The following is a 23,572-nucleotide window of genomic DNA, read 5'->3' as shown; positions in this document are numbered from 1 at the left end:
CTGGGCCGCCCCGAAGGAGGCCGCGCCCCCTTGGAGGGGCAGTGAATACATGAAGTGATGAACGTGGCGGCACGGTCAGATGCCTTGCTTGAGGGAGGCTTCGATGAAAACATCGAGGTCACCGTCTAAGACTTTTTGTGTGGCCGAGACTTCGACGTTGGTGCGCAAGTCTTTGATGCGGCTGTTGTCGAGCACATAGCTGCGAATTTGATGGCCCCAACCCACATCGGTTTTGGTGTCTTCGAGCTTTTGCTGCTCTTCTTGACGCTTGCGCATCTCAAAGTCATACAAGCGCGAACGCAGGCGCTTCCACGCCACGTCACGGTTGCTGTGCTGGCTGCGGCCGTCTTGACACTGCACCACGATGCCCGTGGGCAAGTGGGTCAGACGCACGGCTGAGTCGGTTTTGTTGATGTGCTGTCCCCCCGCACCAGAGGCGCGGTAGGTGTCGGTGCGCACGTCGGAGGGGTTGATGTCGATCTCAATCGAGTCATCAATCTCAGGATAGACAAACACCGAAGCAAATGAGGTGTGTCGCCCGCCAGAGCTGTCAAACGGCGACTTGCGCACCAAGCGGTGCACGCCCGTTTCGGTGCGCAACAAACCAAAGGCGTAATCACCTTCAATTTTGATGGTGGCGCCTTTGATGCCAGCGACGTCTCCCGCAGACTCATCTTCGACGGTGGTTTTGAAGCCTTTGCGTTCCGCGTATTTGAGGTACTGACGCAGCAGCATGCTGGCCCAATCGCAGGCTTCGGTGCCACCGGCGCCGGCTTGGATGTCGAGAAAGCAATTGAGCGGGTCCGCTTCGTTGCTAAACATGCGGCGAAATTCGAGTTCTTCGATGGTTTTGACCAGGCCTTGGGTGTCGCTCTCAATGGTCAACAAGCCGTCTTCGTCGTTGTCGGCTTTGCTCATTTCAAACAACTCGGCGTTGTCTGTCAGCTCTTGGGTCAGTCGGGTGAGTGTGACGACCACGCCATCCAGGGTTTTCTTTTCACGACCCAGCTCTTGTGCTTTTTTGGGGTCGTTCCAAACAGTGGGGTCTTCTAGCGAGGCGTTGACGGTGCGCAGGCGCTCAGATTTGGCATCGTAGTCAAAGATACCTCCGCAGATCCACCGTGCGCACGCTCAGGTCTGCAAGGGTGGAGCCAATGAGGTTGATGCGTTCTGCTTCCATGATGATGTCTTCTTTATGTGTCTGAGGTAAAACATAGATTTTCTCACGTTCGCACGCTGGCTCAAAAGCTGCGAACGTAGGAGAAGGTCAGACCTGCGGTGCCGAGCATGAAGACTTGCGCGGAATCTTGGGGTGAGAAGGCGTAACCCAGAGAAGGAATGATGGCGGGGGCTATGCCTGCAGCGTTGAAGTCGATGGCATCTTTGTGCTTACCCTTGTAGCCGTAAATAAAGCCTGCCGATACTTTGGTGAATAACTTGGGGTGACCCAAAATATTGTTCCATTGTTGGCCGACATAGCCGTAAGCCGAGGGCTGACCAAAAGAGTTGGTAAAAAGGGCAAGTCCACAAAACCTGCCGCCTTGAAGTTGACGGTCTAGCGCGACGAGCTTGACTGGCTTGTGTTCTGGGCTGGGGCCGTTCCAATGAAAAGTGTAGGGTGACAAAGTCAAATCCCATCGCCTAGAGGGTTCTTGACCACCTTGCACAGCCAAACTGTCGGGGCAGGGTTGTAAGTTGTACAAGCTGGTGTCGGCTGCTTGTGCAGCGCATGACCCAAAAGTACCAATGAGTGCAAAAGCGGCGAGGGTGGCGCGAAGTTGGCGAATAAGGGTCATGACTTTTGGTTTGAAAAAGTGAACGCGCGATTTTAGTGGTTCATGTGACAGATGGAAGACTTAAGAATTCCTCTATCAACTGAGCCAAGGCTTCAGGCTGGTCGTGATGCAGCATGTGGCCCGCCTCCTCAATCACCGCATGGGAAATATGGGGCACCGCAGCAATCCGTTGCATGAACTCGTCCAAGCTGTAGCGGCCTTTCCACCATTGGCTCATGCTGTCGGTGCTGGCCACCACGTTCAAGACGGGCGCGGTGATGCGTGCATAAATGGCCTCGGTCTCGTCGGTTTTGAACAGTTGGGCGTTAACCACCTTGTGTGCCGCATGGCCCAAGATGTGCCATTCGCCCTGTTCGTTGGCACTTGCCCAGTGTTGGGCAAGCCAGCGTGCTTTGTCAGCACCCAAACGGGGGTTGGTTTTCATGAGGCGTTGAGCAACGGCGTCGAGGCTGGGGTAGGGCTTGAGCTCGATCTCGCCGCGCTGCAAGGCTTTGAGCTCGTCCATCCATTGGGCCAAGCGCCCTGGCGCTTGGGATGGGCGCGTGGCGGGCATGCCAAAACCCTCTAAGTTGATGAGCTTGCGGATGCGCTCCGGGCGAATGCCTGCATACATCGTGGCCACATGACCTCCCATGCTGTGGCCCAGAAGATGAACGGGGCGAGTGCCCACGAAATGGTCAAGCAGTTGATCGAGGTCGGCCAAATAGTCTGGAAACCAAAAATTGTCGGTGTTGGGCGCATCGGTCAAGCCAAAACCGCGCCAATCGGGGGCAATGACCCAATGGTCTTCTTTGAAGGCGTCGATGATGAACTGAAACGACGCAGCCACATCCATCCAGCCGTGCACCATGACGATGGGCGTTGTGTTGGGCGCGGGCGTGCCCCACTGCAAGACGTGATAGCTGAGGTGACGAATTGGGACAAACGCGCTTTGCGCAGGCTTTTGGATTGGGTACATTGTGATGAATCATAAGGACACGAGACATGCCCGATTTTTACGAAGCGATGCAACAAGGCTTTGGCTGGCAGCTGCCAGAGCAATTCAACATGGCACAGGTGTGTAGCCGACGTTGGGCGCAACAACAGGACGCCTCACAGCGGGTGGCTGTTGTTGAACATGCAGCCCCTGACACCCGTGGGCGCGCGGTGGCCCCGCGCTGCTACAGCTTTGCCCAGTTGCAGCAAGCCGCCGATGCGCTGAGCCATGTGTTGGTCAGCCAAGGTGTGCAACGCGGTGACCGCGTGGCCATTGTGCTGCCGCAACGCTTTGAAACTGCCGTGGCCTACATGGCCGTGATGCAAATGGGCGCTGTGGCCATGCCCTTGTCACTGCTGTTTGGCCCCGAAGCGTTGGCCTACCGATTGCAAGACAGCGAAGCGGTGGTCGCCCTCGTGGATGGCTCATCCGTACGTCATGTGCTGACTGTGCGTGCCCAATGCCCTGCGTTGCGAAAAGTGATCGGCATGGACTTGGGGCAGGACGAGGGCGAAGACACGCTGCGTGTGGATGTGGACTACGCCAGCGCCATTGCGGCGCAGCAACGGGCTTTTACAGCGGTCAATACCAAAGCGGACGAGGGCGCGGTACTGATCTACACCAGCGGCACCACAGGCCCACCCAAGGGCGCGCTGATTCCACACCGAGCCTTGATGGGGAATTTGACGGGGTTTGTGTGCAGTCAAAATTGGTTTGGTTTTGCCACGGTGCATGCGTCGGTGAGCGATGACACTTTGCCAGCGAACCCCTTGCCCACAGGCAGCGCCGCTGTGTTTTGGTCACCCGCTGATTGGGCCTGGACGGGCGGCTTGATGGATGCCTTGCTGCCCACCCTCTACTTTGGGCGCCCCATCGTCGCGTGGAATGGCCGCTTCAGTCCTGAGCTGGCTTTCACGCTCATGCAGCAGCACGGTGTGACGCACACGTTTTTGTTTCCCACCGCACTCAAAGCGATGATGAAAGCCTACCCAGAGCCGCGCCATCTGTTCAAGCTCAAACTTCAAGCCATCATGAGTGCTGGCGAGGCCGTGGGCGATGCTGTTTTTGGCTACTGCCAAGAGCACTTGGGTGTGACGGTGAACGAGATGTTTGGCCAAACCGAAATCAACTACATCGTGGGTAACTGCGCGATGGAGTGGTCTGTCAAGCCTGGCTCAGGTGTGGCAGCGCATCGCACCAATGTCGGCTGGCCTGCCAAACCCGGCAGCATGGGCAAGGGCTACCCTGGTCACCGCGTCGCGCTGATTGACGAAGAGGGCCAAGAGTGCCCCGTGGGTGTGCCGGGCGATGTGGCGCTTCACCGCTTCAATCAGCACGGCCAGCCCGATCCAATTTTCTTTTTGGGGTATTGGAAAAATGACACCTCTACCCAAGGCAAATACACCGGCGACTGGTGCCGCACAGGCGATATGGCGGTGCGCGACCAAGACGGCTACCTGTGGTACCAAGGCCGCGCAGACGATGTGTTCAAGTCGGCGGGCTACCGCATTGGTCCGAGCGAGATTGAAAACTGTTTGGTCAAACACCCCGCCGTAGCCAACGCCGCCGTGGTACCCAAGCCCGATGCCGAGCGCGGCAATTTGGTGAAAGCCTATGTGGTGTTGTCAGCAGGTCATGCAGCCAGCGATGCGCTGGTGGCCGAGCTGCAACTGCATGTGCGCGGCAAGCTTGCGCCTTACGAATACCCCAAAGAAATTGAGTTCACCCCCGAGTTGCCCATGACCACCACGGGCAAGGTGCAACGTCGCGTGTTGCGCCTACAAGAAGAAGAGCGCGCCAAAGCGAATCAGTCACTTTGAGGCTTTAGACTTGTCAGGTTTTGACAGACCTAGATGGTTGGAGTTTTTCACATGACTTTTCCTTTTGTTCAGCTGGGCACCAGCGATTTGCAAGTCACGCCCATTTGCTTGGGCACCATGACCTTTGGCGAGCAGGTGAAGGAAGTCGATGCACATGCCATCCTTGACCATTCGCTGGCGCGGGGTGTGAACTTTATCGACACGGCAGAGATGTATTCGGTCCCTCCCAAGGCGCAGACCTTCGGCCACACCGAGACCATCATTGGCAACTGGTTTGCCAACAACCCAGGCGTTCGTCAAAAGCTGGTGCTGGCCACCAAAGTGGCTGGCCCCTCACGCGGCATGCCTTGGATTCGCAACCACCCCAGCCTCACAGCCAAAGACTTTGTTGCATCCTGTGAAGCCAGTTTGCGCCGCTTGCAAACCGAAGTGATTGATCTCTACCAAATCCACTGGCCCGCGCGTCATGTGCCTGCTTTTGGTGGGGTGTATTACGACCCCCAGCAAGAGTCCGCAGAGATCACCCTCCACGAACAGCTCGAAGCGCTGACGCAGTTGGTGAAGTCAGGCAAAGTGCGTCATGTGGGCCTGTCCAACGAAACGCCTTATGGCGTTCACGAGTTTGTGCGTTTGGCTGAGCAGCATGGTTTGCCGCGCATTGCCACCACGCAAAACCCGTATTGCCTGATCAACCGCACCTTTGAAAACGGCCTGGATGAGACCTGTCACCGTTTGAATGTGTCTTTGCTGGCATATTCGCCTTTGGGCTTTGGCTTGCTGACTGGCAAGTACGACGCCAGCGGTATCAGCGGCCCCGACGCGCCCCAAGGCGCGCGTATTTCTGGCTATGAAAGCGTGCGCAAGCAACGCTGGGGCCGTCCAGAATCGTTGGTGGCTGCTCGCCGCTACAACGCCTTGGCCATTGAAAATGGCATGACGCCCTCGCAAATGGCGCTGGCGTTTTGTTACACCAAGTGGCAAGTGGCCAGCACCATCATTGGTGTGACGTCGCTTGCGCAACTGAATGCCGATTTGGATGCCTGGGGCACCACCCTGTCCCCTGACGTGCTGGCATCGATTGATGCGATTCGCTGGGAAATGCGCGACCCTGCGCAATAAAAGGACCCATGGATGTTGAATGATTCTTCAATGGTGATGGTGCTCACCGTGGCCGCTTATTTGATGGGTTCTTTGTCCTTTGCGGTCATCGTGAGCCGCGTCATGGGCTTGCATGACCCACGCACCTATGGCAGCCAAAACCCAGGCGCCACCAATGTGCTGCGCTCGGGCAACAAGCAAGCGGCTGTTGCCACCTTGCTTCTTGATGCGCTCAAGGGCTACTTTCCCGTGTTGTTGGTCAAGTGGTTTGGGCCAGACTTTGGTTTGGACGATCGCGCGGTGGCCTTGGTGGCCATCTCTGCATTTATCGGTCACCTTTGGCCCGTGTTTTTTGGTTTTAAGGGCGGCAAGGGCGTGGCCACGGCAGCAGGCATTTTGTTTGGGGTAGAGCCCTTGCTTGGGTTGGCCACCATGGCCACTTGGGTGATCGTGGCGTTCTTCTTTCGCTACTCATCCTTGGCTGCATTGGCCGCCTCACTGTTTGCGCCGGCCTACTATTTGTTCGGTGATCAATTGGCTTGGCAAACCAGCCAAGCCGAGTTGCTGGCGCTGGCGGTGATGAGCGGCTTGCTGCTGATGCGTCACAAAGACAACATCATCCGCTTGGTGTCTGGTCAAGAGACCAAGATTGGGGCGAAGAAAGAAGAGATTTAATCGCGGAAGTTGTTGAACGACAAAGGCAAGTCGGTCATGTCTTTGCGAATCAAAGCCATGGCAGCTTGCAGGTCGTCACGCTTGGTGCCGCTCACGCGCACCGCATCGCCTTGGATGGCAGCTTGCACCTTGATCTTGCTGTCTTTGAGTAAGCGCTGAATCTTTTTGGACACTTCGGTTTCGATGCCGTTGCGGATTTTGATGACTTGTTTGACCTTGTCACCGCCGATTTTTTGCACATCACCTTTGTCGAGGAAGCGCACGTCCACTTCGCGCTTGGTCAGCTTGTTGCGCAACACGTCTTCGACTTGCACCAGCTGAAAGTCGGCATCGCCAAAAAGGGTGATTTCTTTGTCTTTGAGTTCAACAGCGGCAGACGTGCCTTTGAAGTCAAAGCGCGTGACGATTTCTTTGGCTGTGTTTTCAACGGCGTTTTTTACTTCAACCAAATTGGGTTCGAGGACGGTGTCAAAAGAAGGCATGGCAGTCGGCTTTCAAAATCTGAATGAGACAATGGCCTTATGTTAGTGGAACCCAACACCCCCCTTCAAGCGCACAACAGCTTTGGTATTTCGGCCAAAGCCCTGCAGCTGGTGCGTGTGCGTACCGAGGCCGATGTGCTGGCGGTGTTGGCCGATGCGGCCTTGCGCCACTTACCCAAATTTGTGCTGGGTGGCGGCAGCAACATTGTGTTGACGGGTGATGTGAAGCCTTTGGTGTTAAAGGTGGAAAGCAAAGGCATGCGCTTGGTCGAGGAGACCGACAAGGCGTGGGTGATTGAGGCCGCCGCTGGCGAAAACTGGCACGAGTTGGTGCGTTGGACTTTGGACAACGGCTGGCCTGGCCTAGAAAACTTGGCCCTCATCCCCGGCAGCGTGGGCGCGTCGCCCGTGCAAAACATTGGCGCTTACGGCGTGGAACTGCAAGACCGCTTTCATTCGTTGGACGCGATGGACCTCACCACGGGGAAAGCCTTCAGCCTTGATTCCGCGCAATGCGCTTTTGGTTACCGTGATTCGGTGTTCAAGCACGAGAGCAGTGGTGCCAATGGACTGGGGCTGGCGGGCAAGGCCCTGATCACCCGCGTGCGGTTTTTGCTGCGCAAAGACTGGAAGCCCGTGGTGGGCTACCTCGACCTTGAACGCAAAATGGCCGAGACGGGCATCAGCTCTCCCACCGCGCGGCAAATTTTTGAATGGGTGTGCGCCATTCGCCAGGCCAAGTTGCCCGACCCGGCGCTCATTGGCAATGCAGGCAGTTTCTTTAAAAACCCGACCGTCACGCAAGACCAGTGCGACGACATCATTGCGCGCGAGCCCAAGGTGGTTCACTATCTTCTGGACGATGGCCGCATCAAACTGGCGGCTGGCTGGCTGATTGACGCCTGCGGCTGGAGGGGCAAAACCGTGGGCAACGCGGGCGTGTACGAAAAACAAGCCTTGGTCTTGGTCAACGTGGGCGGCACCGAGCATCCCTGCACAGGCGGCGAGGTGATGACCCTGGCCAAGGCGATTCAGACCAGCGTGTATGAGCGCTTTGGCATTCGCCTAGAACCAGAACCCGTCGTGGTTTGATTACGTCTTCCCACCTTCCAACTTGATCATGTCCGCGCCTTCGCCCAGGGACAGCAAGCCTGTGTGTGCGTAAATTCCCAGCTTGGCACGTGTGTCCACGATGTCCAAGTTGCGCATGGTCAGTTGGCCAATGCGGTCCAGCGGCGTGAAGGGTGCGTCTTCGACCTTTTCCATGCTCAAGCGCTCAGGGGCGTAAGTCAGGTTGGGCGACTCGGTATTGAGGATGCTGTAGTCGTTGCCACGGCGCAGCTCCAGCGTCACGGTGCCAGTCACGGCGCGCGCCACCCAGCGTTGGGCGGTTTCGCGCAACATGATGGACTGCGGATCAAACCAACGGCCTTGGTACAACAAGCGGCCCAAGCGCAGGCCGTTGATGCGGTACTGCTCGATGGTGTCTTCGTTGTGGATGCCGGTGACCAAACGCTCGTAGGCGATGTGCAGCAGCGCCATGCCGGGGGCTTCGTAAATTCCGCGGCTCTTGGCTTCGATGATGCGGTTTTCGATCTGGTCGCTCATGCCCACACCGTGGCGGCCACCGATGTCGTTGGCTTTCAAAAACAGCGCAACGGGGTCGGCGTAGTCCACGCCGTTCAAGGCAACAGGTTGGCCCTCTTCAAACCGGATGGAGATTTCTTCGGCTTTGACCACGCAGTCTTCACGCCAGAAGGGCACGCCCATGATCGGGTTGACGATCTTCATGCCGCTTTGCAGGCTTTCCAAATCTTTGGCTTCGTGGGTCGCGCCCAGCATGTTGCTGTCGGTGCTGTAGGCCTTTTCGGCGCTCATCTTGTAGCCAAAGCCGTTGGCCGTCATGAAGGCGCTCATTTCGGCGCGGCCACCGAGTTCGTCGATGAACAGTTGGTCCAACCAAGGCTTGTAGATTTTGAGGCTCGGGTTGGTCAACAAACCGTAGCGGTAAAAGCGCTCGATGTCGTTGCCCTTGAAGGTTGAGCCGTCGCCCCAGATGTTGACGTCGTCTTCCTTCATCGCCGCCACCAACATGGTGCCTGTGACGGCGCGGCCCAGCGGCGTGGTGTTGAAGTAGGTGATGCCCCCTGTGCTGATGTGGAACGCACCACACTGAATGGCGGCAATGCCCTCAGCCGCGAGTTGTTTGCGGCAGTCGATGAGGCGGGCTTTTTCGGCGCCGTATTCCATGGCTTTGCGTGGAATCTCGTTGTAATCCGACTCGTCGGGCTGGCCGAGGTTGGCGGTGTAAGCGTAGGGCACAGCGCCCTTTTGCTTCATCCACAGCAAGGCAGCCGAGGTGTCAAGGCCACCTGAGAAGGCGATACCGACTTTTTGGCCCTTGGGCAGATGTTGGAGGATGGTGCTCATGGCGTGGCCCGTCGATTAACCAAAATGGCAGATGTAGTGGTAAGGCTCAGTCACCCGGATGTCGAACTTGGAGTTGCCTGGCACGTTGAATTTCTCGCCAGCACTGGACTTGACCCAGTCGTGGCTGCCGTCAAGTTTGTATTCACAGAAACCCGCCACGCACTCCATCACTTCGGGTGCGGCAGTGTTGAAGGTGAGGGTGGCAGGCAAGATGACGCCGACCGACAACTGGGTGCCGTTGGCTGTGGTGATGGCGTGGCTGATGCACTTGCCGTCAAAAAACACATTGGCTTGGGTGGTGATGCTGATGTTGTCGATTTTTTCTGTGGCCATGGTGTGCGCTCGGTATGAATTGCAAAACACGTGATTTTAGGTGAGTCAAAACAACAAAAGCCGCTGACAGCGGCTTTTGCTAAAGAATCACGCCCAAGCTCGCGTGATCGAAGGGTCAGTAGCGAGGTGCTGAGCCAGCTGGCGGCACATTGCTGTAGCCCGTGTTGACAGCGGGCACCATGGGTGTGATTTGCAAACGCACGGTGGGGCCTGGGTCTTGGGGCATTTGCACGGTGTATTGCTTGCCTGCGAATTCGTACACCACGTTGTAAGCCATGGTGCGGTTTTCGTAAAACATTTGCTGGCTGCAGCTTTGCACGTTTTTCACTTCAGGGGTGCCTGGGCCTTCAATCTTTTCGCCCAACAGTGCACCACCCACCAGTCCTGCCATCGTGGCTAAAGCATTGCCCGTGCCCTGACCCATTTGGTTGCCAATGACGCCGCCAGCAATTGCGCCCATTGCGGCCCCGGCGCCAGATTTTTGGCCACCCGTGACCACTTGTTGCGTGTTGCACACCTGACGTGGCACAGCCACTTGTTGAATGATGGGGGTGCTGGAGATGACTTTACCCACTTCTTGTGCTTGAGCGCCGATGGAGGTCAGCACAGAGATCAAGCCAACGAGGAGGGTGCTTTGGGTGAAGATTTTTTTCATGGGATTTTCTTTTCTAAGAGTGAATCAGAGTGTAGTGGTTCGTCAGCGTGGCGGTGCATTTAAATGACAACGTTTGCCCAAGCCTCTGGGTTGACGCCCACCATGACCGTTTGCCCTTTCACCACCACCGGCCGCTTCACCACACTGGCGTGCGCGAGCATCAAAGCACGGGCCGAGGTTTTGTCCACCACGCTGGCTTGCTGTGCGGGGTCGAGCTTGCGCCAAGTGGTGCCTTTGCGGTTGACCAGCACCTCCCAGTCCACATGCTGGAGCCAGACATCTACCGCTTCTGGCGGAATGCCTTGCTTTTTGAAGTCGTGAAACACATGGTCCACGCCGTGGTCGGTCAACCACACGCGGGCTTTTTTAACACTGTCGCAGTTGGGAATGCCGTAAACGGTGATGGTCGTAGTGCTCATGGGGCTGAATCATGCCGCAAACCGAATGGCCTAACGCAGTGGGCGACAATTGACGCATGAATTCACTCGAAAGTTGGCTCGCGCACTGCGAGCGTTTACACCCCAAAAACATCGAGATGGGCCTAGAGCGTGTGCGCACCGTGGCCGAGCGCATGGCGTTGAAGTTTGTTTGCCCCGTCATCACTGTGGCAGGCACCAACGGCAAGGGCTCGACTTGCGCCATGTTGGAGGCTTGCCTGTTGGAGGCGGGCTACCGGCCCGGCGTCTATACCTCGCCGCATTTGGTGCATTTCCAAGAGCGTTGCCGCGTGCATGGCGAGACGGTGCAGCCCGACGATTTGCTGCCGCACTTTGAACGCGTGGAGGCGGCTCGCAAGCTTGGCAGTGAGCTGTCGCTCACTTACTTTGAGTTCACCACCTTGGCCATTTTGAGTTTGATGGCGGCGTCACCCATTGATGTGGCCATTCTCGAGGTGGGCTTGGGTGGCCGTTTGGATGCGGTGAATGTGATTGAGCCGTCCTGCTGCATCATCACCAGCGTGGACTTGGACCACATGGAATTTTTGGGCCACGACCGCGAAACCATTGGCCGCGAGAAGGCGGGCATCATGCGCACGGGTCGCCCTGTCATCGTGAGCGATCCCGCACCGCCTCAAAGTGTGCTGGATCACGCCACCGAAATTGACGCCAACTTATGGCTTTTGGGTCGTGACTTCAACTTCACCGGCGACAAGCAGCAGTGGGGTTGGGCAGGCCGAGGTCGTCGCTACAGTGGTTTGGCCTATCCCGCTTTGCGCGGGGCCAACCAGCTGGCCAATGCCAGCGGTGTGTTGGCCGCCTTGGAGGCTTTGCGCAGCGAGATACCCGTGACGGCACAAGCCATTCGTAACGGGCTCGGGATGGTGGAGCTGCCAGGCCGCTTTCAAATCGTGCCAGGACAGCCCGCCTTGGTGTTGGACGTGGCGCACAACGCCCACGCGGTAGCGGCATTGGCTGAAAACCTCGATGCCATGGGTTTTTATCCCACCACCCATGCTGTGTTTGGTGCGATGGCTGACAAAGACGTGGCGCCTATGTTGGGACGCGTGGGTCCCTTGGTGGACCGCTGGTACTTGTGTGATTTGCCCACCGAGCGCGCTGCCAAGGCGACGCGGCTCAAGGAGATTTGGCAGATGGGCAACACCCGAAAAGACGTCCAAGTCAGCACCCACAGCGACCCGCAAACGGCACTGGACGCAGCGGTGGCTGCGGCAGACCCCGCTGATAGAATCGTGGTCTTCGGCTCGTTTTTCACAGTCGGGGGGATTTTGGCCCATGGCATACCCCGTCTAGACGCCCCACATTTGAGCTCCTGAGACCGCATTTACATGGCTTTTTTCAAGTTCCGACTGCCCGGTCAACCGACCCCTGAGCCCCAAGGCAGCTCCAGCAATAGTCCTGCTGAGAGCGTGGACGTCATGCGCCGCCGAGCTCGTCACCGCTTGATCGGAGCATCTGTGTTGGTGGTGTTGGGGGTGGTCGTATTTCCCTTGTTGTTTGACACGCAGCCGCGCCCCGTGGCGGTGGACATTGCGGTCGACATTCCAGACCGAGCGACGGCCAAGCCTTTGGTGGACACCTCCAAACCCAAGCCTTTATCGGCTGCTGCAGGTTTGGACGCGAAAGAAGAATTGGTGCCCGAGGCGAAACCCAATGTGGATGTGAAACCCAGCCTTGCAGTGGCCCCAGTCATCCCAGTCGCCCCTGTCGCCCCAGTGGCCAACCCTTCAGCCCTAGGGTTGGGAATGCCAAAAGCGCCAACCCCACCCGAACCCGCCAAGCTGGAAGCAAAAGCTGACGCCAAGGCTGAAAACAAGACAGAGCCCAAGGCCACTGAAAGCAAAGACAGCGGCGCTCGATTCGTGGTGCAAGCGGGTACTTTTTCGGATGATGCCAAGTTGCGGGAAGTGCGCAGCAAACTTGAAAAAGCGGGCATCACCACCTACACCCAAGTCATTGAGGGCAAAGAAGGGCGTCGCGTGCGTGTGCGCGTGGGGCCCTTCAGCAAACGTGACGATGCCGACAAAATAGCAAACAAGATCAAGCAGTTGCAATTGCAGCCGCAAGTCTTGACGCTGTGACGCGTTCGCTATGCAATTGCTTTCGGCTGTAGATTGGATTCTGCTGGCTGTGTTGGGCTTGTCCTTGCTGCTGGGATTTTGGCGAGGCATTGTGAAAGAGCTGCTCTCACTGGCGGGTTGGGTGGCAGCTTTTTATGTCTCGCAGATGTATGCCCCGCAAGCGGCAGCTTGGTTGCCCATGGCGGGCAGCAGCCAAATGTTGCGCTATGCCGCTGGTTTTGTGGTGGTGTTTGTTGCAGTGCTGGTGGCCACGGTGTTGGTCAGTTTTGTGGTCAAAAAGTTGGTCTCAGCCGTAGGCTTGGGGCCTTTGGACAGGCTGCTGGGCAGCGTGTTTGGATTGATGCGCGGCGTGGTCATTTTGTTGGCCGTGACGATCTTGGTAGGCATGACGCCCATGCGTGAGACCATGGCATGGAAGCAGGCCCAAGGCGCCATTTGGTTGCAACAGTTGTTGCATGTGTTCAAGCCTGTGTTACCGGCTGATTTTGGAAAGTACCTACCCTAATGTGTGGCATCGTCGGCGTTGCAAGCAACGCACCTGTGAACCAGTTGATTTACGACGCCCTGTTGCTCCTGCAGCATCGGGGTCAAGATGCCGCGGGCATCGTCACCCAACTGGACCGTAAATTTTTCATGCAAAAAGCCAAGGGCATGGTGCGTGACGTGTTTCGCACCCGCAACATGCGCGCCTTGCCCGGCAACAACGGTTTGGGCCAAGTCCGCTACCCCACGGCAGGCAATGCCTTCAGTGAAGAAGAAGCCCAGCCTTTTTATGTGAATGCACCCTATGGCCTCGTGCTGGTGCATAACGGCAATTTGACCAATGCGCACGCATTGAAAGCGGAGTTGTTTTTGGATGACCACCGCCACATCAACACCGAGAGTGACTCCGAGGTGTTGCTCAATGTGTTGGCGCACGAAATTGACAAAGCCACACGTGGTCAGCCGCTCCAGCCATCCAATGTCTTTGATGCTGTGCGCCGCGTGCATGCCCGCATCAAAGGCTCTTATGCGGTGGTGTCCATGATTGCCGGTCACGGCTTGTTGGCGTTTCGGGATCCGTTTGGAATTCGCCCTTTGTGCATTGGGCGGGGTGCGGATGGCACCTACATGGTGGCCAGCGAGTCGGTGGCGTTGGACGGCACGGGTCATGTGTTTGAGCGTGACATCGCACCCGGCGAGGCGGTGTTCATCGACTTGTCAGGACAGGCCCACTTTATGCAATGTGCTGATACGTCGCAACTCAAGCCGTGTATTTTTGAGTTCGTTTATCTGGCCCGCCCTGACTCGACCATGGATGGCATCTCGGTCTACCAAGCGCGCCTGAACTTGGGCGAGACCTTGGCCAAGCGCGTCGTGTCCGCTGTGCCTCCCACAGACATTGACGTGATCATTCCTATTCCAGAATCCAGCCGCCCCAGCGCCACACAGCTGGCGCATTTGTTGGGCGTGCCTTACCGTGAAGGGTTTGTGAAAAACCGTTACGTGGGCCGCACCTTCATCATGCCTGGCCAAGGTGTGCGTAAAAAATCGGTGCGCCAAAAGCTCAACGTGATTGCCAGCGAATTCAAAGGCCGCAATGTGTTGTTGGTAGACGACTCCATCGTGCGCGGCACCACCAGCCGCGAGATTGTGCAAATGGCGCGCGACGCTGGGGCACGCAAGGTTTACTTGGCCAGTGCAGCGCCACCTGTGCGCTTCCCCAACGTCTATGGCATTGATATGCCAACACCTGAAGAATTGGTGGCGCACAACCGCAGCATTGAGGAGATTCGTGCACTGATTGGCTGCGACGCCCTGATTTACCAAGACGTGGACGCCATGAAGCAAGCCGTGCTCGCTGCCAAAGCCGCCCCCGCTCCCAAGCTCGATGGGTTTGATGCGTCCTGCTTTGATGGCGTGTATGTGACGGGCGATGTGTCTGTGAGTGACATCGTGCGTTTGAACGAAAAACGTGTAGGCACTGAGGAGGATGTTGAAGACAATTCGCGTCTGGCCTTGCCCAACCCTTCGGAGTAACTTTGGTATGAGCCAACACCCTTTGCCCCCTGATTTGCATCTAGAAACCTTGGCCGTGCGTTTGGCCACCGACCGCAGCCAGTATGGTGAAAATTCTGAAGCGCTGTACTTGACCAGCGGCTATGTGCAGCCCTCTGCCGAAGCCTCTGCCCGTCGCTTTGCAAGCGAAGAGGACGGCTACACCTATGGCCGCTCTGGCAACCCCACGGTGACAAGCTTTGAGATGCGTTTGGCCGCACTGGAAGGAACTGAAGCTGCTTTGGCCACGTCATCAGGTATGTCGTCGGTGATGTTGATGTTTTTTAGCTTGCTCAAAGCGGGTGATCATGTGGTGTATTCGCAGTCCATGTTTGGCTCCACCCTCAAGCTCATTGGTTCGGAGTTTGCGCGTTTCGGCGTGGAATCCACTGCGGTGTCGCAAACCGATTTGGCCACTTGGCGTTCTGCCATTCGCCCCAACACCAAAATCTTATTTGCCGAAACCCCCACCAACCCTTTGACAGAGGTGTGTGACATCGCTGCCTTGGCTGACATCGCGCACAACGCGGGCGCTTTGCTGGCAGTTGATAACTGTTTTGCCACGCCCATCTTGCAGCGTCCCATGGCCATGGGGTCGGACATCGTCATGCACTCGGGCACCAAATATTTGGATGGCCAAGGCCGCGTCATGGCAGGCGCTTTGTGTGCCAGCGAACAGCTGATCAAAGAGAAGTTTTTGCCCGTCATGAAAAACAGCGGCATGGTGCTGTCCCCGTTCAACGCATGGGTGGTGCTCAAAGGTTTGGAAACGCTGGACATTCGCATGCGTGCGCAAAGCGCACACGCGCACGCGATGGCTTTGTGGCTGGAGCAACACCCTGCGGTATCGCGCGTGTACTACCCCGGCTTGGCCAGCCACCCGCAGCACGCCTTGGCGATGCAGCAGATGTCAGGCATGGGCGGCGCGGTGTTGTCGTTTGATGTGAAAGCCGCTGACCCACAGCAAGCCCGCACACGTGCTTTTCATGTGCTCGACAGCTTGCGAACGCTCTCGTTGTGTACCAACTTGGGCGACACCAAAACCTTGCTCACGCATCCCGCCAGCACCTCGCACGGCAAGTTGTCGCAAGACCAACGCCAAGCGGCAGGCATTGGCCAAGGCATGATTCGTTTCGCAGCGGGCTTGGAGCATTTAGACGACATGAAGGCCGACTTGTTGCGCGGCCTCGAGACCCTTTGATTTTTATTTCTGCATGACCAAAACTCGCACCCGTTTCGCACCTTCACCCACTGGCTTTATTCACCTTGGCAACATTCGCTCTGCTTTGTACCCGTGGGCGTTTGCACGTGCCACGGGGGGTGACTTTATTTTGCGCATTGAAGACACAGACCTAGAGCGCTCAAACCAAGCCTCGGTCGATGTGATCCTCGAAGGCATGAAGTGGTTAGGCCTCGATCACGACGAAGGCCCTTTCTATCAAATGCAGCGCATGGACCGCTACAAAGCCGTGTTGGAAGATTTGAAAGCAACAGGTCACATCTACCCCTGCTACATGAGCATGCAAGCGCTAGACGACTTGCGTGAGCAGCAAATGGCCAACAAAGAAAAGCCACGCTACAACGGCACATGGCGCCCAGAGCCGGGGAAAACATTGCCTGCCATTCCAGAGGGCGTTCAGCCCGTTTTGCGCTTCAAAAACCCCCAAGGTGGCTCGGTCGTGTGGGAAGACAAGGTCAAAGGCCGCATAGAAATCAGCAACGACGAACTCGACGACTTGGTCATTGCTCGCCCCGACGGCACGCCCACCTACAACTTTTGCGTGGTGGTGGACGACATCGACATGGCCATCACCCACGTCATCCGTGGCGATGACCATGTCAACAACACACCACGTCAAATCAACATCTTTCAAGCGCTGGGCAAAGACACGCCGGTGTATGCCCACCTGCCTACCGTGCTCAACGAGCAAGGCGAGAAAATGAGCAAGCGCAACGGTGCAAAACCCGTCACTCAATACCGCGACGAGGGCTATCTGCCCGATGCGATGGTCAACTACCTGGCGCGTTTGGGTTGGAGCCACGGGGATGACGAAATCTTCAGCCGCGCTCAATTCCTAGAGTGGTTCAATCTCGACCACTTGGGCCGCAGTGCGGCGCAGTTTGACGAAGCCAAACTCAAGTGGGTCAACGCCCAGCATTTGAAAGCAATGGCCGATGACGCGCTTGCAGCTTTGGTGCGTGCTCAACTTGATCTGCGCGGCATCACCGCTGATGACCGTTTGCCTGCGGTGTGCGGCTTATTCAAAGACCGTTGCGACACGTTGTTGGTATTGGCCGATTGGGCTGCGGCTATCTATCGCGATGTCACGCCTGTGCCGCAAGACGTGGCTCAGCACATCACCCCCGCAGTCATGCCAGCGCTTGATGCATTGGCGATCAAACTTGCCGCCGTGGATGAGTGGAATATCGCCAACGTCAGTGCTGCATTTAAAGCGGTGTTGACAGAGCAAGGTTTAAAAATGCCGCAGCTCGCCATGCCAGTGCGTGTGTTGGTGATGGGCACACCGCAAACGCCTTCGGTAGATGCAGTTCTTTGGCTCTGCGGCAAAGAAAAAGTTTTGGCGCGTTTGACCAAACGATGAAAATCTGGCTATACTCTTGCTCTCGACACCCAACGGGGGTATAGCTCAGCTGGGAGAGCGCTTGCATGGCATGCAAGAGGTCAGCGGTTCGATCCCGCTTACCTCCACCAAATGTCGGGACGTTTCAACAAAAGAAACAGTCTAGGTTTTGACCCTATCGTCTAGAGGCCTAGGACATCACCCTTTCACGGTGAGTACCGGGGTTCGAATCCCCGTAGGGTCGCCAAGTTTTGTAGCACTTGGCTTTGGTTGCACCAGCAGCCAAGCAAAAGTTACAGCTATCAGGAGTGGTAGTTCAGTTGGTTAGAATACCGGCCTGTCACGCCGGGGGTCGCGGGTTCGAGTCCCGTCCACTCCGCCAGTAAGTCAGTAAAAATGCGCCTTCGGGCGCATTTTTCGTTTCTACTGAATTTTTTAGATCCATCAGCACGCCTTACTCACGCCAATCGATCACCATCTTTAAGCATTCAGGATCACCAAAAGCGACGTCATAGGCGTGTTGTGCATGCGATGCTTTTTCTGTGTGGGTAATCAGGCCATCGAGAGGCAAACTGCCTTCATGAAACATGGCGACAACGGCATCGAGGTCATGCTTTTTCCATTGTGCGGCAACACGAATGCAGGCCTCTCGCATGAAGGCGGGTGCATAGGCAAATGACAGGTCTTGCTTGTAAAAGCCCGCGAGGACGACCTCACCACCTGGCGCCATATGGGAGATCACGCGATTTAAAACTGCAGCGTCGCCACTGACGTCGCAAATGCAACGGTAATCTTTGCGTGTGTCTTCATTGGGGTGGATAACCTCATAGCCGATGGCACCTGTTTGTCGAATGGGCTGTGTTTCCCAAACCATCGGTGCGGGCTTATCCGCTGCAACGACCATGCGGGCCAATAACCGACCCATGATGCCATGGCCAATGATCAAGTCTGGGTAGGCCAAGGGGGCACCATCTCGGCCCACGGTGAACACGTGGTGGGCAGTGGCGGCCAATGCCAACAGCACGCCTTTGTTTCCTAAAGAGGGATCGAGCCGGACAGCGCGCTCGTGGTTGACCACTAGGCGAGCGCCCGAGCCACCAAAGAGGTTTTGAACGCCTTGAAAGGCATACGAACCGGGTAAAAAAACCTGATCTCCCTTTTGCAGGCCACCTACATCTTCACCCATGTTCACGATGGTGCCCACGGTTTCATATCCAGGCACCAAGGGGTAGGACAAGCCAGGAAAGGCGGGCATGGTGCCCTCCCACAACAAGCGCTCAGTGCCAGTGCTGATGCCACTGAAAGCAACTTCAACCTCTACATCGAGTGGCCCCATGGGCGCGAGTTCAAGTTCTCGAACACGCAAGGATTTGGGGGCTTCAAAAACAATGGCTTTGGCTTTCATGCGAACAATTCAGAGTGAGGTGGATGGGCCCTGTCCAAGTCTGCGCCATCTGCATGAACACAGGCTTGGAAGGGTTAAATGCATAATGTGTCGAAGAAATACAGGTTTGTAAATCGCGCATCGTATGTCTAAATTTTTTGATCTTGGCGGGGTTATTTTGGCAAGCGTTTTGGTCTCAATGGGTTTACTTTACGGCTTGTGGGCCCCCGACTTGACATTGTCTGAGTTGAAGCACCGCTACGGGGCTGATTCACTGCAAACGGTACAAGTGGATGGGTTGACGATTCACTACCAAGACACCGGCCCACGCGACGCACCTGTGCTTGTGCTGTTGCATGGTTTTGGTTCAAGCCTTCAAACTTGGGATGTTTGGGCTGCAAAGTTAGAGCTCAATTACAGAGTGATCAGACTTGATTTGCCTGGTTTTGGTCTCACAGGCCCCAGCCCTTTGCATGATTATTCAGAGGCCAACGATTTGGCAACATTGACCCATTTTGTTGACAAGTTGGGTGTGTCGAGTTTTTCTGTGATTGGGCACTCCATGGGCGGCAAGATGGCTTGGGGCCTTGCCGCTGCTAAGCCTGATCGCGTGAAGGCCTTGGTGTTGATGGCGCCTGATGGTTTTGCGCAAGCCAAAGACATTGGCACTAAGCCCTATGCGATGCCCTCGATCATGGGTGTCATTAAATTTAGTTTGCCCAAGATCTTGGTTCGAAAGTCAATTGAACCTGCTTTCTATGACGCCACTGCGTTGAGCGATCGCTTGGTGGATCGCTATTACGACATGTTGAGGGCCCCTGGTGTTCGCGCTGCTATTTTGGAGCGAGCAAATCAAACCATTTACACCGATCCTGTCCCGCGCTTAAAGCAAATCACGGCGCCTACCTTGCTGGTTTGGGGTGAGCAAGATCAGATGATTCCCAGCAGCAATGCCCAAAGTTATGCCGCGGTTTTGGCTAATTCAAAAACGGTGCTGTTGCCCAAGTTAGGTCACTTGGCCCAAGAGGAGCAGCCAGAGATTGCTTTGGGACATGTTGTCGAGTTTTTAAATTCAACCCTCAAGCGCCCCAATTGATGCGGGCCTGCAGCCTCAGGTGTCTTTCAAGCGTAAATGGATGTGTTGAATCGTTCGCCAAGAAAAGAACAAGACAACAGGGGTGCAAAGCCCAGCAAGCAGTTCGGGATTGATGTTGATTCCGTAGGCTTGTATGGCTTTGCCTACAAACAAGGCCAAGCTGACCACATAGTAAGTAATCGCGGCAATCGACAACCCTTCAACGGTGGCTTGAAGTCTGAGTTGCAGCTCTTGTCCGCGGGTTAACTTCTCTAGCAGTTGACGGTTGTGTGCTTCGGCCGCAATTTCTACCCGAGTTCGCAGCAGCGCGCTGGCTCTGGACACGCGTTCGGCCAAGGCTGACAACCTATCGGATGTGACTTTGACTGTTGCAATGGCCGGTGCCAAGCGACGCTGCATGAATTCGCCAACGGTTTGCATGCCAGACAAAGGCTGCTCGCGCATTTCGGAGATGCGTTCACGCACGATCGCGTCGTAGGCCAGTGCCGCTGAGAAGCGATAGCTGTGTTCTGCCGTGATGCTTTCCACTTGAGCCGCCAAGGTGGCCAAGTCGTTCATCAATATTTCGTCGCCGTCATTTTGCTTTTCAAGCCGATTGGTAATTTCTACCAGCTTGACTTCTGTCTCGCGCAGTTTGGCTGAGACTTGTTTTGCTACGGGCAAGCTCAGCAATGACATGATGCGGTAGGTCTCTAACTCCAGCAGTCTTTGTGCAATTCGGCCTGCACGATTTTCAGATGTGTGAGATGCAGCAAGCACCAGGATGCGTTCAAAACCATCTGACCCAATTTTCAAGTTAGTCATCAGGTGAGAGTGCGACTGTTGGTCAGATGTTCGCCCCATTTTTGAGCCAATCATCGTGCCATTGCCCAGCCACTTTTTGGCTTTATAAAACGCGTCAGGGTCGTCTATGCCTTCGTTGAGCATTCCCAAATGAATGGCGGTGATGGTTTTTCCAGGAATGGTCTTTAGCCATTCGTTTCCAGTTGCTGCATGTTCGCCCAGTTCGGGCAAGTCGCTGCCCCAGTGGGCCCTGGACGGTAAGTGTTGAACAACCGTGTAGCGGGTGAACTCTGAATGCCTTTCCCAGATTACCTTGTAGTCGGCACACTGAATTTGTAAAAAATTACTCTTCATGTTTTCGAGTTCCAACGATTGCGTGTGAGGCAAGCGTTTGAGGTGTTCGAACTCATCAGCGATGGATACTTTTGCATTCAAGACGGCAACATAAACCACCAGTGCAGGCAAGGCAAAGGTGGCAGACGGACGGGTGTGAATTTCGTTGTGCAGCAAGACCCTTTGTACGTCGTCTGCGGGTAAGTACTTGTTAAGCGCTTGGTTCATATATATCCCTTACGAGTCAGAACAGCTGAAATAGAAAAGTGTCAGCCATTATTGACAATACCACATGTAATGATATATTTACTCGACTGCCAGTCGTTTCGTCTGTGCAAATTCCTAAAAAGAGGGGGCTTTATGAGTCTGTCTATTCGAGCCGAAGAGGCGCTGAAGGCGCACTTTGCAGTGGCCAGCGGTGCTGGTGCGCCGCCCCGATTACAAGCTTCGATGCACCATGCGGTGTTTTCAGGAGGCGCCAGAATTCGCCCACAACTCTGTTTGGCTGTGGCCACTGCATGTGGTGACGATGCGCCCGAGCTGACCAATGCCGCCGCAGTCGCCTTGGAGTTGATGCACTGCGCTTCCTTGGTGCATGACGACATGCCAACGTTTGACAATGCCGATTTCCGCAGGGGCTTGCCAACGGTTCATAAGGCCTATGGCGAACCTTTGGCACTGTTGGCGGGTGACGGTTTGATTGTCATGGCTTATCAAGTGCTGCTCAACGCTGGCCGGCATCATCCCGAAAGACTGATTGCACTGATGGACAACCTCTCTCAGGGTGTCGGCTTGCCCCATGGCATTGTGGCTGGGCAGGCTTGGGAGTGTGAAACATCAGCCGACTTGGTGCAATACCAGCGTTCTAAAACAGGTGCATTGTTTGTCTCTGCTACCTGTGCAGGTGCCATTGCCAGCGGCCAATCTCCTAAGCCTTGGGCTGCATTGGGTGCGTCTTTGGGAGAGGCTTATCAAGTGGCCGATGACATTCGTGATGTGTTGGGTGACATCGCCATGCTGGGTAAGCCCGTCGGGCAAGACAAACTCAATGAGCGTCCGAGCTCGGCACAAGCCATGGGTTTAGAGGGCGCGATACAGCACTTTGATTCACTCATCGACCAAGCTGGCAAATCCATTCCCGACTGCGCTTGCCGCGAGATGTTGTTGCAGTTGGTCTTACTGGAGTCGCAGCGCTTGGTGCCAAAGTCTATGTGTGAAGACTATCGAAAACGCGCTGCCAGCAGCCAACCTTCTCAGGCGACGATGGCCGGCGTGAATGGCAGGCGTCACAAGCAAATCATCCAATGACCAAGCCTATGAATGTCCCAAGCTTGTCCCATACCTTGCTGAACGTGAGCACTTGGCATGACCAACTGCTGCAGTGGTTGGAGCGGCTGTATGCCAGCCCGAGGCTGTATCAATGGTCGTTGAGCAACCCTTTGACGCGTTGGATCACCAAGCGTCGAACGCAAAAAATCTTCGATTTGATGTCTGGTTTTGTTTACTCGCAGGTGTTGCTTGGATGCGTGCGCTTAGACCTGTTCAAACTGTTGCATCACAAGCCGCTGGATCTTCAACAGCTCTCACTTCAAACTCAGGTGCCTGAGCCAGCGCTGCAGCGTTTGTTGTTGTCTGCGGTTTCGTTGGGTCTGTTGGAGCATCGCAGCCATCAAAGATTTGGCCTGGGCCCCTTGGGCGTACCCTTGGCCATGCATTCAGGCATTGGCGCCATGGTGGAGCACAACCATTTGTTGTATCAAGACATGCAGGACCCGCTGGCTTTTTTAAACAATGCTTGGCAAGGCAGCATGGCTGACTATTGGCCCTATGCACACGATGCGCAAGCGGCTGAACGCGCGGCCCAAGACAAGTTCAGTCAGTACTCTGACTTGATGGCTTCTTCGCAAGAGTTTGTAGTTCAAGAAATTCTCACGTCCTATTATTTTGAAGAACACCGATGTGTCTTGGATGTTGGTGCAGGCAAGGGGCGATTTGCCAGCGAACTGGCCTTGTACGCCAAGCATCTGCAGTTGAAACTGTTTGACTTACCACCTGTGCTTGAGTTGGCCAAGGCTAATTTTCAGAGCAAAGGCTTGCTTGAGCGCTTGAGCTTATGCCCTGGCAATTTCTTGCATGACCCGCTGCCCACGGGTGCAGATTTAGTCACTTTGGTTCGCGTCGCGCACGACCATCCCGATGAGGTGGTTCAGCAGTTGCTGCAAAAAATCTATGACGCATTGCCTGTGGGGGGTGCTTTGCTGTTGGCCGAGCCCATGGCGCAAAACCATTCACACGGCTTGGGTGGTGCGACGCAAACAGATGCGTACTTTCATTTTTATTTGCTCGCCATGGGCGCGGGCCGTTTAAGAACACCACAAGAGTTGATGCGGATGATGAGCGTGGCGGGATTTGGCAGCATCGAGCAAGTGCCCAACCCCATGCCCATCCATGCGCAAATTCTTTTGGGTCGAAAGCATAAGTGTTTGCCCTAGTTGCCAGCGAAAAATGTAAATAATTATTGACACTTGTGACTGTAAAGTTAAAAATACAACC

23 protein-coding genes and 3 tRNA genes are annotated in these 23,572 nt (G+C 55.7%); 16 read left to right on the top strand and 10 right to left on the bottom strand.

Annotation, left to right across the window (positions count from 1 at the left end):
* Nucleotides 1-75: 75 nt before the first annotated feature.
* The 3 genes from prfB to V7Q41_RS00335 all read right to left on the bottom strand — a co-directional run bounded on the left by prfB (nt 76) and on the right by V7Q41_RS00335 (nt 2,754).
* Nucleotides 76-1,180, bottom strand: a protein-coding gene (gene prfB, locus V7Q41_RS00345; RefSeq protein WP_333841306.1) for a peptide chain release factor 2 whose coding sequence is annotated in 2 segments (ribosomal slippage) — nt 76-1,098 and nt 1,100-1,180 — 1,104 coding nt in all. Because the reading frame shifts where the segments join, the coding sequence is not laid out codon by codon here.
* Between the two features lie 61 nt (nt 1,181-1,241).
* Entirely contained in the window at nt 1,242-1,796 is a 555-nt protein-coding gene (locus V7Q41_RS00340; RefSeq protein ID WP_333841303.1) for a hypothetical protein, read from the bottom strand.
* 40 nt (nt 1,797-1,836) lie between these two features.
* Nucleotides 1,837-2,754, bottom strand: coding sequence for an alpha/beta fold hydrolase (locus tag V7Q41_RS00335; RefSeq protein ID WP_333841301.1), 918 nt, complete (start codon nt 2,752-2,754; stop codon nt 1,837-1,839).
* Nucleotides 2,755-2,780: 26 nt separating this feature from the next.
* On the opposite strand from V7Q41_RS00335, the gene V7Q41_RS00330 reads away from it, so the two are divergent.
* The 3 genes from V7Q41_RS00330 to plsY are packed head-to-tail and all read left to right on the top strand — an operon-like array spanning nt 2,781 to nt 6,365.
* Nucleotides 2,781-4,592, top strand: a complete 1,812-nt coding sequence (locus V7Q41_RS00330) for an acyl-CoA synthetase (RefSeq protein WP_333841299.1) — start codon at nt 2,781-2,783, stop codon at nt 4,590-4,592.
* A gap of 51 nt (nt 4,593-4,643) precedes the next feature.
* Nucleotides 4,644-5,711, top strand: a complete 1,068-nt coding sequence (locus tag V7Q41_RS00325; protein WP_333841297.1) for an aldo/keto reductase — start codon at nt 4,644-4,646, stop codon at nt 5,709-5,711.
* A gap of 12 nt (nt 5,712-5,723) precedes the next feature.
* The gene (gene plsY / locus V7Q41_RS00320) at nt 5,724-6,365 is read left to right on the top strand and encodes a glycerol-3-phosphate 1-O-acyltransferase PlsY (protein ID WP_333841295.1); all 642 of its coding nucleotides are present in this window, start codon (nt 5,724-5,726) and stop codon (nt 6,363-6,365) included.
* On the opposite strand, the gene V7Q41_RS00315 is transcribed toward plsY, so the two are convergent.
* Nucleotides 6,362-6,847 (bottom strand): YajQ family cyclic di-GMP-binding protein, encoded by a 486-nt coding sequence (locus V7Q41_RS00315; protein WP_333841292.1) that lies wholly within the window; start codon nt 6,845-6,847, stop codon nt 6,362-6,364. The two genes, plsY and V7Q41_RS00315, sit on opposite strands and share 4 nt — an antisense overlap.
* A gap of 39 nt (nt 6,848-6,886) precedes the next feature.
* Here V7Q41_RS00315 and murB point away from each other — a divergent pair, with 39 nt between their 5' ends.
* Nucleotides 6,887-7,939, top strand: coding sequence for a UDP-N-acetylmuramate dehydrogenase (murB, locus tag V7Q41_RS00310; RefSeq protein ID WP_333841289.1), 1,053 nt, complete (start codon nt 6,887-6,889; stop codon nt 7,937-7,939).
* On the opposite strand, the gene argG is transcribed toward murB, so the two are convergent.
* The 4 genes from argG to V7Q41_RS00290 all read right to left on the bottom strand — a co-directional run bounded on the left by argG (nt 7,940) and on the right by V7Q41_RS00290 (nt 10,684).
* A complete protein-coding gene (gene argG, locus V7Q41_RS00305) occupies nt 7,940-9,277 on the bottom strand; it encodes an argininosuccinate synthase (protein ID WP_333841286.1) in 1,338 nt (445 codons plus the stop codon).
* Nucleotides 9,278-9,292: 15 nt separating this feature from the next.
* A complete protein-coding gene (gene ppnP / locus V7Q41_RS00300; RefSeq protein ID WP_333841283.1) occupies nt 9,293-9,610 on the bottom strand; it encodes a pyrimidine/purine nucleoside phosphorylase in 318 nt (105 codons plus the stop codon).
* A 115-nt stretch (nt 9,611-9,725) separates the two neighbouring features.
* Entirely contained in the window at nt 9,726-10,265 is a 540-nt protein-coding gene (locus tag V7Q41_RS00295) for a glycine zipper 2TM domain-containing protein (RefSeq protein ID WP_333841282.1), read from the bottom strand.
* A 59-nt stretch (nt 10,266-10,324) separates the two neighbouring features.
* Complete coding sequence (locus V7Q41_RS00290) at nt 10,325-10,684, bottom strand: arsenate reductase (RefSeq protein ID WP_333841279.1); 360 nt, start codon at nt 10,682-10,684, stop codon at nt 10,325-10,327.
* 56 nt (nt 10,685-10,740) lie between these two features.
* Here V7Q41_RS00290 and folC point away from each other — a divergent pair, with 56 nt between their 5' ends.
* The 9 genes from folC (at nt 10,741) to V7Q41_RS00245 (ending at nt 17,805) form a co-directional block, all read left to right on the top strand.
* Nucleotides 10,741-12,039 (top strand): bifunctional tetrahydrofolate synthase/dihydrofolate synthase, encoded by a 1,299-nt coding sequence (gene folC / locus V7Q41_RS00285; protein ID WP_333841275.1) that lies wholly within the window; start codon nt 10,741-10,743, stop codon nt 12,037-12,039.
* Between the two features lie 12 nt (nt 12,040-12,051).
* Nucleotides 12,052-12,804 carry an SPOR domain-containing protein gene (locus tag V7Q41_RS00280; RefSeq protein ID WP_333841273.1) on the top strand — a complete coding sequence of 251 codons (753 nt, stop codon included), beginning with the start codon at nt 12,052-12,054 and terminating at the stop codon, nt 12,802-12,804.
* 10 nt (nt 12,805-12,814) lie between these two features.
* Nucleotides 12,815-13,309 carry a CvpA family protein gene (locus tag V7Q41_RS00275; protein WP_333841271.1) on the top strand — a complete coding sequence of 165 codons (495 nt, stop codon included), beginning with the start codon at nt 12,815-12,817 and terminating at the stop codon, nt 13,307-13,309.
* A complete protein-coding gene (gene purF, locus V7Q41_RS00270; RefSeq protein WP_333841270.1) occupies nt 13,309-14,823 on the top strand; it encodes an amidophosphoribosyltransferase in 1,515 nt (504 codons plus the stop codon). Before V7Q41_RS00275 ends, purF begins: the two co-directional genes overlap by 1 nt.
* A gap of 7 nt (nt 14,824-14,830) precedes the next feature.
* Nucleotides 14,831-16,042, top strand: a complete 1,212-nt coding sequence (locus tag V7Q41_RS00265; protein ID WP_333841268.1) for an O-succinylhomoserine sulfhydrylase — start codon at nt 14,831-14,833, stop codon at nt 16,040-16,042.
* Nucleotides 16,043-16,055: 13 nt separating this feature from the next.
* Nucleotides 16,056-17,444, top strand: a complete 1,389-nt coding sequence (gene gltX, locus V7Q41_RS00260; protein WP_333841266.1) for a glutamate--tRNA ligase — start codon at nt 16,056-16,058, stop codon at nt 17,442-17,444.
* Nucleotides 17,445-17,478: 34 nt separating this feature from the next.
* Nucleotides 17,479-17,554 (top strand) — tRNA-Ala (locus V7Q41_RS00255).
* A 40-nt stretch (nt 17,555-17,594) separates the two neighbouring features.
* Nucleotides 17,595-17,670 (top strand) — tRNA-Glu (locus V7Q41_RS00250).
* A 58-nt stretch (nt 17,671-17,728) separates the two neighbouring features.
* Nucleotides 17,729-17,805 (top strand) — tRNA-Asp (locus V7Q41_RS00245).
* A gap of 72 nt (nt 17,806-17,877) precedes the next feature.
* Here V7Q41_RS00245 and bchC read toward each other — a convergent pair.
* Nucleotides 17,878-18,828, bottom strand: a complete 951-nt coding sequence (bchC, locus tag V7Q41_RS00240) for a chlorophyll synthesis pathway protein BchC (RefSeq protein WP_333841265.1) — start codon at nt 18,826-18,828, stop codon at nt 17,878-17,880.
* A 178-nt stretch (nt 18,829-19,006) separates the two neighbouring features.
* On the opposite strand from bchC, the gene V7Q41_RS00235 reads away from it, so the two are divergent.
* Nucleotides 19,007-19,903 (top strand): alpha/beta fold hydrolase, encoded by an 897-nt coding sequence (locus V7Q41_RS00235; RefSeq protein WP_333841262.1) that lies wholly within the window; start codon nt 19,007-19,009, stop codon nt 19,901-19,903.
* A gap of 15 nt (nt 19,904-19,918) precedes the next feature.
* On the opposite strand, the gene V7Q41_RS00230 is transcribed toward V7Q41_RS00235, so the two are convergent.
* On the bottom strand, nt 19,919-21,247 hold the full coding sequence (locus tag V7Q41_RS00230) for a DUF3422 family protein (protein WP_333841260.1): 1,329 nt from the start codon (nt 21,245-21,247) through the stop codon (nt 19,919-19,921).
* Between the two features lie 132 nt (nt 21,248-21,379).
* On the opposite strand from V7Q41_RS00230, the gene V7Q41_RS00225 reads away from it, so the two are divergent.
* Both V7Q41_RS00225 and V7Q41_RS00220 read left to right on the top strand, forming a co-directional pair.
* On the top strand, nt 21,380-22,327 hold the full coding sequence (locus V7Q41_RS00225) for a polyprenyl synthetase family protein (protein ID WP_333841256.1): 948 nt from the start codon (nt 21,380-21,382) through the stop codon (nt 22,325-22,327).
* 8 nt (nt 22,328-22,335) lie between these two features.
* A complete protein-coding gene (locus V7Q41_RS00220) occupies nt 22,336-23,511 on the top strand; it encodes a methyltransferase (RefSeq protein ID WP_333841253.1) in 1,176 nt (391 codons plus the stop codon).
* Nucleotides 23,512-23,572: the final 61 nt, after the last annotated feature.

Source organism: Limnohabitans sp., assembly GCF_036804465.1.
In the GTDB taxonomy this organism is placed as follows: Bacteria; Pseudomonadota; Gammaproteobacteria; order Burkholderiales; family Burkholderiaceae_C; genus Limnohabitans.
Note: the sequence above shows the minus strand (reverse complement) of the source record. Positions and strands in the feature narration are given on the sequence as shown.